At 59.8% G+C, this 12,871-nt stretch carries 13 protein-coding genes and 1 pseudogene; 8 read left to right on the forward strand and 6 right to left on the reverse strand.

What is annotated here, in order from left to right:
* The coding region (locus tag AB5164_RS03805) for a hypothetical protein (protein ID WP_368147820.1) at positions 1–324 on the forward strand (324 nt) is incomplete at its 5' end.
* Positions 308–1,126, forward strand: coding sequence for a hypothetical protein (locus AB5164_RS03810; protein WP_368147822.1), 819 nt, complete (start codon positions 308–310; stop codon positions 1,124–1,126). The genes AB5164_RS03805 and AB5164_RS03810, both read left to right, overlap by 17 nt.
* A 112-nt stretch (positions 1,127–1,238) precedes the next feature.
* Here AB5164_RS03810 and AB5164_RS03815 read toward each other — a convergent pair whose 3' ends face one another.
* The 6 genes from AB5164_RS03815 to AB5164_RS03840 all read right to left on the reverse strand — a co-directional run bounded on the left by AB5164_RS03815 (position 1,239) and on the right by AB5164_RS03840 (position 7,798).
* A complete protein-coding gene (locus AB5164_RS03815; protein WP_368142717.1) occupies positions 1,239–2,048 on the reverse strand; it encodes a gamma-glutamyl-gamma-aminobutyrate hydrolase family protein in 810 nt (269 codons plus the stop codon).
* Between the two features lie 87 nt (positions 2,049–2,135).
* A complete protein-coding gene (locus tag AB5164_RS03820; protein WP_368142718.1) occupies positions 2,136–2,900 on the reverse strand; it encodes an amino acid ABC transporter ATP-binding protein in 765 nt (254 codons plus the stop codon).
* Positions 2,901–2,936: 36 nt separating this feature from the next.
* Entirely contained in the window at positions 2,937–3,770 is an 834-nt protein-coding gene (locus AB5164_RS03825; RefSeq protein ID WP_368142719.1) for an amino acid ABC transporter permease, read from the reverse strand.
* On the reverse strand, positions 3,767–4,426 hold the full coding sequence (locus tag AB5164_RS03830; RefSeq protein ID WP_368142720.1) for an amino acid ABC transporter permease: 660 nt from the start codon (positions 4,424–4,426) through the stop codon (positions 3,767–3,769). Before AB5164_RS03830 ends, AB5164_RS03825 begins: the two co-directional genes overlap by 4 nt.
* 138 nt (positions 4,427–4,564) lie before the next feature.
* Complete coding sequence (locus AB5164_RS03835) at positions 4,565–5,560, reverse strand: glutamate ABC transporter substrate-binding protein (RefSeq protein ID WP_368142721.1); 996 nt, start codon at positions 5,558–5,560, stop codon at positions 4,565–4,567.
* A 456-nt stretch (positions 5,561–6,016) separates the two neighbouring features.
* Positions 6,017–7,798: a 1-deoxy-D-xylulose-5-phosphate synthase gene (locus tag AB5164_RS03840; protein ID WP_368142722.1), complete on the reverse strand. Its 1,782-nt coding sequence runs from the start codon at positions 7,796–7,798 to the stop codon at positions 6,017–6,019.
* 228 nt (positions 7,799–8,026) lie between these two features.
* Here AB5164_RS03840 and AB5164_RS03845 point away from each other — a divergent pair, with 228 nt between their 5' ends.
* The 6 genes and pseudogenes from AB5164_RS03845 to AB5164_RS03870 all read left to right on the forward strand — a co-directional run bounded on the left by AB5164_RS03845 (position 8,027) and on the right by AB5164_RS03870 (position 12,535).
* The gene (locus AB5164_RS03845) at positions 8,027–8,563 is read left to right on the forward strand and encodes an HD domain-containing protein (RefSeq protein WP_368142723.1); all 537 of its coding nucleotides are present in this window, start codon (positions 8,027–8,029) and stop codon (positions 8,561–8,563) included.
* Between the two features lie 129 nt (positions 8,564–8,692).
* Positions 8,693–8,950, forward strand: a pseudogene (locus AB5164_RS03850) (putative ABC transporter permease); the annotation flags it as partial.
* 55 nt (positions 8,951–9,005) lie between these two features.
* Positions 9,006–9,584 carry a hypothetical protein gene (locus AB5164_RS03855; protein WP_368142726.1) on the forward strand — a complete coding sequence of 193 codons (579 nt, stop codon included), beginning with the start codon at positions 9,006–9,008 and terminating at the stop codon, positions 9,582–9,584.
* A 198-nt stretch (positions 9,585–9,782) separates the two neighbouring features.
* On the forward strand, positions 9,783–11,060 hold the full coding sequence (locus AB5164_RS03860) for an ammonium transporter (RefSeq protein ID WP_368142724.1): 1,278 nt from the start codon (positions 9,783–9,785) through the stop codon (positions 11,058–11,060).
* A 191-nt stretch (positions 11,061–11,251) separates the two neighbouring features.
* Entirely contained in the window at positions 11,252–11,590 is a 339-nt protein-coding gene (locus AB5164_RS03865; RefSeq protein ID WP_368142725.1) for a P-II family nitrogen regulator, read from the forward strand.
* An 87-nt stretch (positions 11,591–11,677) separates the two neighbouring features.
* Positions 11,678–12,535, forward strand: coding sequence for an HAD-IIB family hydrolase (locus tag AB5164_RS03870; protein ID WP_368140846.1), 858 nt, complete (start codon positions 11,678–11,680; stop codon positions 12,533–12,535).
* Positions 12,536–12,871: the final 336 nt, after the last annotated feature.

Below are 12,871 nucleotides of genomic sequence, written 5' to 3' on the forward strand. Positions count from 1 at the left end.
GTATTGGTGATATCGGTTGCGCTGGAGACGGTGACCATCTATCGGATTACAGACAGCGCTGTATTGAGCGGGGCTGCGATAATTATTGGATTTGTCATGAGCTTGACGCTCTACGGAACCTTCCTTCAGGCGCCCATACCGTCCTTGCGATGGATTTTCCTTCTTCCGGGGCCGTATCTTGGAGTCGTATGTGCCCTTGGGTATAGCGATATGGGTCAGCTGACACTTCTGGGATACGGCGTGGCAGCCAGCTGTCTATCGGTATTGATTTACGCTCTCGTGAGCTTTCGTGCTGGGGGTGTGCTCAATGGCTCGCCAGACTAGAAGATTTCTTCATTCAGAATTGAGGCATGTGAGCAAATGGACGTACGCCTTAATCCTGGTAATTTATGCGTGCATGGTGGTATTGCAGCTTAATTCTTTCCCGATGTGGTTCTGTAGCCTCCGTGAGAACAGTTTCTTGGGCTTTTTCCCAGACCCGACACTTCGGCTATCGGCAGAGGACGTCCTTCTATTTGGTAATGCAGAGGTTTTCCGCGGTCTGCTGTTCAACGTGGCCCCGTTGGCTCATGCATTGTTCTTTCCGTTCATCGCGGCTTGCATTGTGCCGCGCTTTGTCAGTTCGGGCTTTATTGAGGAACCGTGGGGGTTGTCGGAGGCTCGGGGAGGGAAGCGTGTGTGCGCTATCGTTGCGCGAGTGGTGCTGTCTTCTTTTGCCCTTTTGGGCGCATTTATCCTGTCAAGTGTCGTTTTGTACTGTCTTAACTGCGTAATCGTTTTGGATGCTCAGCAGTATTTCAACCTGCATGTATTTTGCTATCGACTTGTTCTTGCTGCCGCTGCCTGCCTTGCATACGTGGTTTCTTGCGTAATTGTTGTTTCCTATTTTGGGTCCGGCTTCGGTCCGATTGGCATGCTGTTGCTTGTCAACGTCGTGGCGATCTACATACAGCTCGGGGCCAATTCCATGCTTCCGCTTCCAGCCTCGATGCTCATGTGGATTTGTGGCGTGACCCCGTTGGGGAATAGTCAATGCATTTCGATTCTAATTGACTGCCTAATAAACGTAGCAAGCGTTTTTGCCATCTGCTTTACCGTCGACCGATTGCGGTCGAGATTTCTTTGATTGTTTGTGAGGGATGACCATACCGAGCATACCAAATACAGGGGGGGCGGGCACCGTGGCTGGTGTCCGCCCCCCCCTGGTTTAGGAGGCTTTAACTTGTGTGGCTTGCGAGCTAGCGGGCCTGCTTTACCTTTGCCGCCGCCTCGACAAACGACTTCCACAGGTTAAAGTCGGTCTCGAGCGTCTTCCACGTGTACTCAGGGTGCCATTGTACGCCCAGACAGAAAGGTTGGCCTTCGACTTCGATGCACTCGGGAACGCCGTCGGTTGCCTTGGCGACCAAGCGCGTGCTCTTACCCAGACGATCGACGCAGCAGTGATGTGCGGAGTTGGTCTGGATCAGCCTGTGCCCGCCAACCGCGCGCTCCAGCAGCGAGCCCGGCACGACCTCGACAGGATGCACAGGGTCGTTGAGCACGTGGGTATGGCGCCACTGCGTGCGGCCCTCGCGCGCGCCTAGGCTCGGCACGTCCATGCACAGGGTGCCGCCGGTGGCGACATTGAGCAGCTGCGTGCCTCGGCAGGTGGTAAAGAGCGGCTTCTTGGCGCGAAGTACCTCGTTAACCAGCTTAAACTCAAAACGGTCGCGAATCTCGCAGCACAGCGTGGGGTCGTAAGGACGCTCGTCGCCCCAGCGTTTGGGGTTGACGTCCGGGCCGCCGGGAATGGCGATGCCGTCGGCGATTTCCACGTAATGACGGATAACGTCGACGTCTTCGGTAATGGACATCTGCAGCGGCAGACCGCCGGCGGCAAGAATGGCGTCGACAAATACGCTCGCAATCTCCTCGTTGGGGGAGAGCGTCTCGCTCAAATAGGGCTTCGCTTCTTCCCAGCGTGGTGCGACCAGGATGAGCGGGCGGTCGGCGGGATCGACGCCGACGTGCGGAGTGTAGGACGATGAGGTGCGGGTTCCGATCATGGGTGCGGCTTTCGAATCCGGGTGGACATGGCACAGGGGTGGCGCGGGACAAACGTTACTGATGAATTTGCCCGCGTGGCAATTGGGCTAGTGGCCCTTAATGGAGTTGAGGAAGTCCTGGGCGCGCTTGGTCTGGGGGTGGTCGAAGAACTCGTCGGGTGTGCCGGTTTCCACGATCTGGCCGTCGGCCATAAACACGACGCGGTCGGCCACGCGGCGGGCGAAGTTCATCTCGTGCGTGATGACGATCATCGTCATGCCCTGCTGGGCCAGACGGACCATGACCTCGAGCACCTCGTTGATCATCTCGGGGTCCAGCGCGCTCGTGGGCTCGTCAAAAAGCATGGCCTTGGGTTGCATGGCAAGCGAACGTGCGATGGCTACACGCTGTTGCTGGCCGCCCGAGAGCTGTGCGGGCACCTTATCGGCCTGCTCGGCAACGCCCACGCGGCCCAGCAGGTCCATGGCGCGCTCACGAGCTTCCTCCTTGGAGACGCCCAGCACATCGACCGGTCCCAGCATGACGTTCTGCAGTACGGTCATATGTGCAAACAGGTTGAACTGCTGAAATACCATGCCCAGCTCGGCACGCATGCGGGCAAGATCCTTGCCTTCCTGCGGCAGGGGCTCGCCCTCGATGAGGATTTCGCCCGAGTCGATGGTTTCCAGGCGGTTGATGGTTCGGCACATGGTCGACTTGCCCGAGCCCGAGGGTCCGATCACAACGACGACCTCGCCGCGGTCGACCGAGAGATTGATGTCGTTGAGGACGTGCAGATCGCCATAGTGCTTATCGACGTGCTTGAGCTCGATTAACGGCTGATTGCCGGTAGAAGAGGTACTCTGTGCCATGGTGCTCGGCTCCTTATGACTCGAAATGGTAAAGCGTTAGCGGATGATGGTCGCGCCGGTCTTGTGCGAAACGTAGACAGCGGCCTTGTTAATTGCGACGTTGATGAGGATGTAGATGACCGCGATTACAAGGTAGACCGACACGAGGGCGTCGTAGTTGGTAATGAGCACGCGGGCATTTTGCATGAGGTCGGGGTAGCTCACCACGTAGGCGACGGTGGTGTCTTTGACTACGACCACAAGCTGCGAAATCAACGACGGAATGATAAACCGAATAGCCTGCGGCAACACGATTTTAAAGGTGATTTTGGCCTTGGAGAGACCGAGTGCCTGGGCGGCTTCGACCTGGCCGCGCGGCACGGCGTTGACGCCGGCACGGAAGATCTCGGCGAGTACGCCGGCGGCAGCGAGCGCTACGGGAAGCGTGAGCATCCAAAACGACGGCAGCGCAATCTTGTACTGGGGCAGCACCAAAAAGAAGAAGTAGATGAACAGCAGGCTCGGTACGCCGCGGAAGAAATCGGTGAGTACGCGGCAGACCAGCTGCAGCGGCTTAATGTCGCTCGTGCGGCCGAGCATGAGGGCTAAGCCCAGCACCAGCGCGATGGCGCCAGCGGTGAGTGCGACTTTAACGGTACCCTCAAAGCCGGCAAGCAGGAACTTCCAGGTGGTGAGGTGCGTAAAGAAATACCAATAGTGGACCGAAAGCTGGCCGGTCACATAAAAGCGCTGCAACACGAGGACGACGAGCGCGGCGACGGCAACAAGCGAGATGGCGGTGCCGATGCGAATCTTGACGCGCATCTTGGGGCCGGGAGCCTCGTAGAGCGCATCACGCATGGTGAGCGCAGAAGAGGAGTGCTTGCTCATCGGAGGATCCTCACCTTCTTATCGATGTAGTTGCCAATGTGGCTCACCACAAAGGCCGTGCCCAGGTAGCCGAGCGCCGAGATAAAGAACGCGGTGACGCCTCCGAGCGAGCGCGTGTTGATGTAGCTCACCACGCCGGTGAGCTCCTGCGGTTTAAGCGGCACCTGGCTGCCGAGCGCGGTGGTGAGCATGACGGCGATAAAGAGGTTGGTCATGGGCAGCACGCTCGAACGCAGCGCCTGCGGAATCACGATCTTGGCGAGGATACGGCTAAAGTTCATGCCCAGCGAGCGGGCGGCTTCCACCTGGCCGACGCCTACGGTGTTGATGCCGCTCATAAAGTTCTCGGAGCCAAAGGCCGAGCCCAAAAGGACCGTGGCGACGATAACGCAGGTGCGGTAGGGCAGAACGACCTTGAGCGGCGGCAGCGCATAGACGACGATGATGAGCAGCGCGATGCCGGGGATGTTACGGAAGACCTGAACATACAGGTCGCCAAAGACGCGCAGCGGCTTGAGCGGCGACACGCGCATCACGGTGACGGCGACGGCCAGCACCATGGCGATGGCAAACGACTCAAGCGTCATGCCCCAGGTTGCTAGCAGTGCGTCGATATAGTTCTGGCCATAGAGCGACCAGAGCTCGGAGAGACTCATGCGGACCTCCCGCCGGTAAGGAAAGGGGCTCCCGTGTGTACGGAAGCCCCGACAACTCAGTGAGGAAACAGTTTACCGCAATAAAGCGCATCATGCGTTTCCGTATGGTTTCGTTGCGGTCGTTACCAGGCTCGCTGCCTAGGCGCCGATCTCGGGCAGCTCGGGAACATTGGTGTCGCCCGTACGGTCACCGATGCAGATCTGCCACAGCTCGGTCCAGGTGCCGTCGTCCTCGATCTTCTTAAGGAAGTCGTTGACAAAGGCGACGCCGTCGGAATCGAGCGGCAGGCCGATACCATAGGGCTCCTTGCTGCCGAAGGGCTTGCCGGCGATCTTGTACTTACCGGGCTCGCGGACCAGGGCGCTCTGCTGCATGTTGTTATCGATGACGTAGGCGTCAACGCGGCCCTGCTGGAGTGCCTGGCGGGCCTCCTCGTCGGTCTTGAACTCCTGCTGGCTGGCCTTGGGGGCGAACTCCTCCAGGATGGCGGGGCCGTTGGAGCCGGACTGGACAGCGACGTTCTTGTCGGCCAGGTCGTCGACGCTCTTGATGTCGTCGTTGTCGGCGAGCACCAGGATAGCCTGCTGGGTGTAGTAGTAGGGACCGGCAAAGGAGACGAGCTTCTTGCGCTCATCGGTAATGGTGTAGGTGGCAAAGACGGCGTCGACCTGGCCGTTCTGCAGGACAGACTCGCGCGTGTCCGAGGTCACCTGGGTGATCTCGACCTTGTTCTCGCCCAGAATGTAGTTGGACAGGAGCTGTGCGATGCCGGCATCGAAGCCGCGGGTCTGACCGTCCTTCTCGTTGAGGAGGGAGAAGAGCGTGGAGGTCTGAACGCCACCGATCTTAAAGACGCCGGCGTTCTTGACGGCCGTCGCCCAGGTGCTGGCGGCGATGGCGTCATCATCGGCCTTGGGGCCGTCGTTGACGAGCTTGTCGAATGCCTTGGCATCGAGCGTGGTGGAAGCCTCGGTATCTGCGGAGCTCTTGGAGGAGCCGGCGGCGGAACCCTTGTCGGCCTCGGCGCTGGTGTCAGAGCAGCCGGCAAGACCAAAGCCGGCGACGGTTGCGAAGGTGGCGGCGACGAAGCCGCGGCGGTCGAGAACGACCTGCTGGGAGAGGTTCTTGCTCATAGTAGAACACCTTTCTCAATAAAATCCCTAGCGGTTGAGTAGAGTTATACCCCATTGCGTTCAGACGGGTCAACACGAAATAACTCAGAAACATACTTGTCTTATGGGTAATTCAACCTACCAAAAAGGGACAGGCACCTTTGTGGTGGTTCTGGCCGATGCAGCGGCATGCCTTACTGTTTTGTCTCGATCTGTAACATCTGCAGCCGTTTTTGCCGAGTGACTGTTACAGATCGAGATTATCTCCTTAGGGGAATTCGAATGTCTCAATCTGTAACATCTGGACGGGCAAAAGGTCTCTATCTGTTACAGATTGAGACAAACGTCGGGGACTAAGACGTCTTGTCTCGATCTGTAACAGTTAGACGGGAATTCGGGCCCTAGATGTTACAGATTGAGATAATCGCGTCGCGAAAATAAAAACCTCCGCAGGGATGCTTTCCTTGCGGAGGTTTTTTACTCGTTGAGTAGCCTTACGGCTTCGGCGGCCATGTTCTCGACCGTCATGCCGTTCTGTGCGAGCAGTTCGTTGGGGTCGTAGCGGTCGGGGAAGCCCTTGGCGATGCCAAAGGTGCGCGTGCGCACGGGCGTGCAGGCCAGGTAGCACGCCACGCGCTCGCCCCAGCCGCCGTCCAAGATGCCGTCCTCGAGGGTGACGACAACACGATGCTCGGCGGCAAGGCTATCGAGGAACTCACGGTCGAGCTCGGTCGCAAAGCGCGGGTTGACGAGTGTGGCCTCGATGCCGTACTCGGCGGCCAAGCGGTTTGCCACGCGCTCGCCCAGCTCAAAGAAATCGCCGAGCGCGAGCACGGCAACGTCGCGGCCCTGACGCACCACGTTGTAGCGCGCGACGCCGTAATCGGCATCCTCGGCGGGCGCAAGGTCGGGACGGCTTACCAAGCCAATGCCCGGCACGCGAATCGCCACGGGATGCTCGCGGTGATCGAGCGACCAACTCAGCATGGACAGATATTCCTCCATGCAGGCCGGAGCCAAGTAGTGCATGTTGGGAAGTCCGCCCAGCATGGAAATATCAAAGAACGAAAGATGCGTCTCGGACGTGGTGCCAAAGATCGACGCACCAAACACCAGGATGGTTGCGGGGGCGTCGTTGAGGCACAAGTCGTGCCACAGCTCGTCGTAGGCGCGCTGCAAAAACGTGCCGTACACACCAAAGACTGGCTTGGCGCCCGAGCGCGCAAGCGCGGTGGCAAAGGTCACAGCGTGCTCCTCGGCAATGCCCACATCGACGAACTGTTTGCCGGCGGCAGCGCGAAGCTCGGGTGTAAAGCCCATGATGTAGGGCGTGGCGGCCGTGATGCCAACGACCTGTGGATCGCGCTCGATGGCGGCGCTGAGCGCCTCGCCCGTAATGTCGGCATAGGTGCGCGGCGCAGGCTCGCTCGGATGGCCCGGGCAGAGCTTGCGTCCAGTTGCCATGTCAAACGGACCCACGTGGTGCCAGCGTTCGGGGTCGCTCTGGGCTGGCTCAAAGCCCTTACCCTTGGCGGTGGAGACGTGCAGCACGATGGGATGATCGATATTGCGCAGTTCCTGCAACGCATCGACGAGGGCCAACACATCGTTGCCGGCGTCCAGATAGCGGTAGTCGAGCCCCATCGCGCGGAAAACGTTGCGCTCACAGGCGCCGTTGCTGGCGCGCAGCTCGGCCAGATTGCGATACAGGCCACCGTGGTTCTCGGCGATGGACTGGTCGTTATCGTTGACGATGATGATCAGGTTGCTGTCGAGTTCGGCGGCATTGTTGAAGCCCTCAAACGCCAGGCCGCCCGAAAGCGAGCCGTCGCCAATAACGGTAATGACGTTGTACGCATCGCCCGCCAGGTCGCGCGCGTGGGCAAGGCCGCAGCCCAAGCTCACCGAGGTCGAGGTGTGACCCATGGCGAACAGGTCGTGCTCGGACTCGTCGGGATTGGCAAAGCCAGATGCCTCACCATAACGCTCCGGATCGATATAAGTGTACGCGCGCCCCGTCAGCGCCTTGTGGGCGTAGGTCTGGTGCGAAACGTCAAAGACAATCTTGTCGATGGGGGAGTTAAACACGCGATGAAGCGCAACCGTAAGCTCAACAACGCCCAAGTTGGGGGCAACGTGCCCGCCGACGGCGGCGGAGCTTTCGAGGATTGCCTGGCGGATCTCGCCGCAGAGCTGCGGGAGCTCGGCGCGATTAAGAGCCTTGACGTCCTCGGGCGTTGTCGTTTGCGTAAGCAGCATCGTTGTGGGTTACTCCATGCGAATCGTGCGCCGGCACTCCCTCGGCCGGCACAATTGCACAAGACAGTCTCGCACATTTTGGCGTTTGATATGTGACGGCGGCGCGGTAATTCGCCAACTGGTGGGGCAAAACGTTTTGTCCGATGCCATACTGATATGTTCCATGATGTTTTTATCGATTGTGCACAGTCCGTGGCTTGTCGCCGTGAGTCGCTGGAAGGAGGCAGCATGTCCGATACCGTTCGTGCCGAGAAAATCGCGCACGAGGTCGACTATGCCGCCCGCCAGCTGGCCCAGGCGGGCCGCTTGGACCTGACGCACGAGTTTATCCAGCATGGCGACGTGACGGTCTATGCACATGTGACTTCGGTAGCGCGGGCGAGCCTGTCCTTTGCCGAGCGCTTGGGCCGTGCTGGCATTTCGGTCGACCGTGCTTCGTTGTTGCGCGGGGCCCTGCTGCACGATTACTTTCTCTACGATTGGCACGACCCCGACCCGAGCCATCGACTGCACGGATTTCGGCATCCATTTTTTGCCCTGGCGCGTGCGGAGGAAGATTTTGATCTGACGTCTCGTGAGCGGAATATTATCGTGCGCCATATGTTTCCGCTGGTGCCGGTGCCGCCGACGTGTCGTGAGGCATGGATTGTGTGTCTGACGGATAAATGGTGCGCTCTGCGCGAGACGGTCGCCGGTCGTCTGCCGCGCAAGGACGAGGCTGACGATAGCGTGAGTGGCGAATCGAGCGAGAAGAGGAGAGGGTAGACGGTGGGGACCGCGATCGACATGGCATTTGACGGCGCGACGCTTGCCGCCTGCCCACTCTCGGCACTGGTGCTCTCGTTTGCTTTTTACGGGTTTTGCGGTTGGGCATGGGAGTCGACAGTATGCGCCATGCTCAATCACGGACGATTTGCCAACAGTGGCTTTTTGCTGGGGCCGTGCTGCCCCATCTATGGCGCGGGCGGCATTGCCTGCTGGCTGCTGTTGCGCGGAATTCCTGACGCGTCGAGCCAGTTTGTCGCCGCAGCGCTCGTATGTAGCGTGATTGAGTACAGCGTGGGCGTGCTGTTGGAAAAGACAACAGGCGCACGCTTTTGGGATTACTCGCACCTGCCGTTTAACTTGCACGGACGTATCTGTCTGTACTGGGCCTGCGCGTTTGGCTTAGGCGCGTTGTGTATTTGCCGCGTGGTGGAGCCGGCGGTTGGGCCTGCTTGCCCATCTGCCGGTGCTGATTGTGCGGCTGTCCGCGTTTATCGTCGCGGTCGCGATGATGGTCGACGCGGTGTGCTCGTTGGCGAGCTGGCGCCGCCTGTCCGACCAGCTGGAGCGCGTCCGGGCCGACCTTGCCGACCGCATCAACGAGTCGCTTGCCGATGCGTCCGACTCCATGCTCGAACGTATTCCCGATTCGACGATTGACTCGGTGGCACAGACGCACATCCGTAGCCGTGCCGTTAACGCGTGGCTGGCCGAGCTGGGTGACGCCGCGCTCGATGCCCTGCGCGAGAAGGCTTCGATGCCGACGTTTATCGCGGATGGTGCTCGCGGCCTGGCGCTTGCCGCCCGCCGCGTGGCCGATGCCGCGCCGAACATGCCGCGTCCGTCGCTCAGCCGTCGCCTTGCCGGCAAGCGCATGAGCCGTCCGGTGCCGAGCGTGTCACTCAGCCGCCGCGACCTACGCTTCTTTAACGCTTTCCCGCGTCTGCGCATCAATCGCTACGAAGGTGTCATTCGAGCAACTAATCTCCGCGACCGCGCCCACGAGCTGTTTCGGCGCTAGCCGGGACGGGCGCGCTCACGGCTTCCTTGCTCGCGTATTTCCCGTTCGTTTCGCGCCCGTTGCCGCGCCGTTTCCAAGATTGCGGCACCGTTTCCATTCGACAACGCAGCGTTTAACAACGCCGTATCTGGTCTACACCAGTTGCCCCTCGGCCGCATTATGGGCGCCGACAACGTCCACGCGACCAAGGGAGAGCGAATGTACGATACGGGATCGACAACGTTTATGCTCATCTGCACCATGTTCGTGTTTTTAATGACACCGGGTCTGGCGTTTTTCTATGGCGGCCTGTCCAGGCGCAAAAATGTCATCAACACCATGCTCATGTGCTTTGGCGCCATTGGCCTGGTTGGTGTGCTGTGGATTGTCGCCGGCTGGTCGCTGGCCTATGGCGGTGACGGCTCAAGTCCGTTTATTGGGGGCCTTGACCAGCTGCTGTGCCTGCCGGTGCTCAACCAGGTGCTGCAGGCGGCCGAGGGCAGTGCCGCGGACGGTGCCGTCTACCCTCAGATCATTAACATTGCCTTTCAGATGGCGTTTGCCATGATCACGGCCGCTATCGTTACGGGCAGCCTGGCCGGCCGCGTTAAGTTTGGCGCCATGACGGCTTTCCTGGGCATTTGGCTGCTCGTGGTCTATGCGCCGCTCGCCCACATGGTTTGGGGCGGCGAGGGCTCCTTTATCGGCGACATCATCGGCGCGCTCGACTTTGCCGGCGGCGACGTGGTGCACATTTCGTCCGGTCTTACGGGCCTGATCCTCTGCTTAATGCTCGGCCGTCGTCGCGGTTTTGGCATGGTGAGCTATCGCCCGCATAACGTGCCGTTTGTGGCGCTGGGCGCCGGGCTGCTTTGGTTTGGCTGGTTTGGCTTTAACGGCGGCAGCGAGTTTAAGGCCGACGCCGTGGCGGCACTCGCCATCCTCAACACCGTGACGGCCAGCGCGGCGGGCATGGTCTCGTGGCTTGTCGTCGAGCGCGTGCACACCGGTCGCCCCACGCTGGTGGGTGCCAGCACCGGTCTGGTTGCGGGCCTTGTGGTGGTCACGCCGGGTGCGGGCTTTGTCGAGCCGTGGGCAGCGCTGGTCATGGGCCTGATCGTCTCGCCTGTCTGCTACTTGGCCATCAGTCATCTCAAGACCAAGTTCGGCTACGACGATGCGCTCGACGCGTTCGGTTGCCACGGTATCGGCGGCATCTTGGGCGGCGTGCTCACAGGCCTGTTCTGCGTGCCGGAGCTCTCGTGGACCGGTAAGGGTGGCCTGTTCTACACGGGCGATGTGTCGCTGCTGGTCTCGCAGATCTTGGGCATTGTGGTGACGGTCGCTATTGTGCTGGTGCTCGATTTGGTGATCGCCGCGGTGGTCAAGGCGCTGTTCCACGGCAGCCTGCGCGTGGACGAGGCCGACGAGGCGCTGGGCTTGGATGCGAGTCAGCACGGCGAGAGCGCCTACCCTTCGTTCTCCGGACTCGATTAGCAGGTTTCCCAAGCTCCGCACCTTGCCGTTCAATCGTCGCGCGGCTTTCCCAGGCACCCGATCTTGCCCCTCAAACCGTCGCTTGCGTACCGAAGTACGCGGCGCTCCTCTTTCGGGGCAATCTCGGGCACCTCGAAAACCCGCGTCATTGAATGGCAATTCATTTCTTTTATTGAAGAGAGGAATTCACTATGAAGAAGATTACGGCGATCGTTCGTGCCGAGAAGCTTGAGGTTCTTAAGGACGCGCTGTTTGCTGCTGATGTTCGCGGTATGACTATCAACCAAGTGCAGGGCTGCGGCGCGCAGCATGGCTGGAAGGAATACGTGCGCGGCAACGAGTTACTTGTCAACACGATCCCTAAGGTGCAGTTCACCCTCATCTGCGCCGATGAACATATCGACGGCATTGTCGACATCATCTGCAATGCCGCCCGCACCGGTGCCGTTGGAGACGGCAAGATTTGGGTCGAGCCGGTCGAGGAGGTTATCCGCATCCGTACCGGCGAACACGGCCCCGCTGCGGTGTAGGACAATCTTTCGCCTGACGGGCGTGCCTCTCTTGGGGCGCGCCCGTTCTCGTCTACAATATCGTGCAGACGAAGGAGAGGCACGCCCATGATCAAGATGTTTGCGAGTGACTTAGATGGAACGCTGCTGAACGCCCTGCACGAGGCGGATGGGACCATCCGCCGTGCCATTCGCGAGCTGACCGAGGCTGGCCTGCATGTGGTTCCCGCGACCGGGCGCTCGACGTTGCCAATCGGCGAGCATGGCTTTACGGGGCTGGCGCTCGATGCCTGCTGCTCTAACGGCTCCATCGTGCGCGACAGTCATGGCGAGGTGCTCAAAACCTGGACCATCGATCCGCAGGTTACCGAGGAGCTGCTCAAGGCATTCCCGGACATTTGCTTTGATTGCTCCACACCCGATGGCATGTTCTCGAGCGGTTCGTTCGAGATGCATCAGGCGGGCTTTAAAAAGGACAGCCCCATCAAGCGTATTGTGATGCGCGGCATGCGTGCACGTGGCGGGTATCATGAGGAGCAGTATTTCGATCAGTCGATCGGCGATATCTTGCGTCACGATGTATGCAAGATCAATTGTCGCGTGACCTCACCCGAGCTGGAGCGCGACCTTAAGGCGTATTTGGCCGAGCGCTCGGACCGCGTGGTCAACGCGCCGTTCGATCCGGTGATGTTTGAGATCACAGACGTGGCGTGCAACAAGGGCGAGAGTGTGGCTTGGCTGGCGGGCTACTACGGTATTGCCGAGGATGAGGTCGCGGTCTATGGCGACGGCGGCAACGATATCGCCATGCTCAAGCGTTTCCGTCACAGCTACGCGACCAAAAACGCAAGCGATGCAGCCAGGGCCGCCGCGAGCGCGACCATCGGCAGCTGCATGGTCCACGCCGTCCCCAAACACATGCTCGCCACCATGCACAAGCAAAACTCCCGCACCGTCATCGAATAATGTGACAAAGGGACAGCCCTTTTGTCACAGAGGTCTGTGTGCTTGGAATACGAACATATATTCGTATATATAACTAGGCTCTGGTAGAATCGGTATCGTTGACGGCAGTTCCATGTGCCGGGCAGCGCCCTCCATCTGATGGGAGGTGATGCCCATGACCGATCTGATTGATTTCGTGAGACTTTTGACCGCTTTGGTCTCGTTCTTCACGGCGCTCGTCGGGCTTTCCGAGGCACTCAAGCAACGTTCGAAGCAACGTAAGACGATATGAGAAAGCCATTTGGGTCGCCTCCCCCGCGGCGCAGCTTCTTTCCGCGGGCTCGGGATGCCACAATG

It is taken from the genome of Collinsella aerofaciens (assembly GCF_040915425.1).
In the GTDB taxonomy this organism is placed as follows: domain Bacteria; phylum Actinomycetota; class Coriobacteriia; order Coriobacteriales; family Coriobacteriaceae; genus Collinsella; species Collinsella aerofaciens_BW.

Excerpts from the sequence above, each read along its gene's own strand:
- AB5164_RS03810 (WP_368147822.1), top strand. The coding sequence starts at position 308 with ATGGCTCGCCAGACTAGAAGATTTCTTCATTCAGAATTGAGGCATGTG.
- AB5164_RS03815 (WP_368142717.1), bottom strand. The coding sequence starts at position 2,048 with ATGATCGGAACCCGCACCTCATCGTCCTACACTCCGCACGTCGGCGTC.
- AB5164_RS03820 (WP_368142718.1), bottom strand. The coding sequence starts at position 2,900 with ATGGCACAGAGTACCTCTTCTACCGGCAATCAGCCGTTAATCGAGCTC.
- AB5164_RS03825 (WP_368142719.1), bottom strand. The coding sequence starts at position 3,770 with ATGAGCAAGCACTCCTCTTCTGCGCTCACCATGCGTGATGCGCTCTAC.
- AB5164_RS03830 (WP_368142720.1), bottom strand. The coding sequence starts at position 4,426 with ATGAGTCTCTCCGAGCTCTGGTCGCTCTATGGCCAGAACTATATCGAC.
- AB5164_RS03835 (WP_368142721.1), bottom strand. The coding sequence starts at position 5,560 with ATGAGCAAGAACCTCTCCCAGCAGGTCGTTCTCGACCGCCGCGGCTTC.
- AB5164_RS03840 (WP_368142722.1), bottom strand. The coding sequence starts at position 7,798 with ATGCTGCTTACGCAAACGACAACGCCCGAGGACGTCAAGGCTCTTAAT.
- AB5164_RS03845 (WP_368142723.1), top strand. The coding sequence starts at position 8,027 with ATGTCCGATACCGTTCGTGCCGAGAAAATCGCGCACGAGGTCGACTAT.
- AB5164_RS03860 (WP_368142724.1), top strand. The coding sequence starts at position 9,783 with ATGTACGATACGGGATCGACAACGTTTATGCTCATCTGCACCATGTTC.
- AB5164_RS03865 (WP_368142725.1), top strand. The coding sequence starts at position 11,252 with ATGAAGAAGATTACGGCGATCGTTCGTGCCGAGAAGCTTGAGGTTCTT.
- AB5164_RS03870 (WP_368140846.1), top strand. The coding sequence starts at position 11,678 with ATGATCAAGATGTTTGCGAGTGACTTAGATGGAACGCTGCTGAACGCC.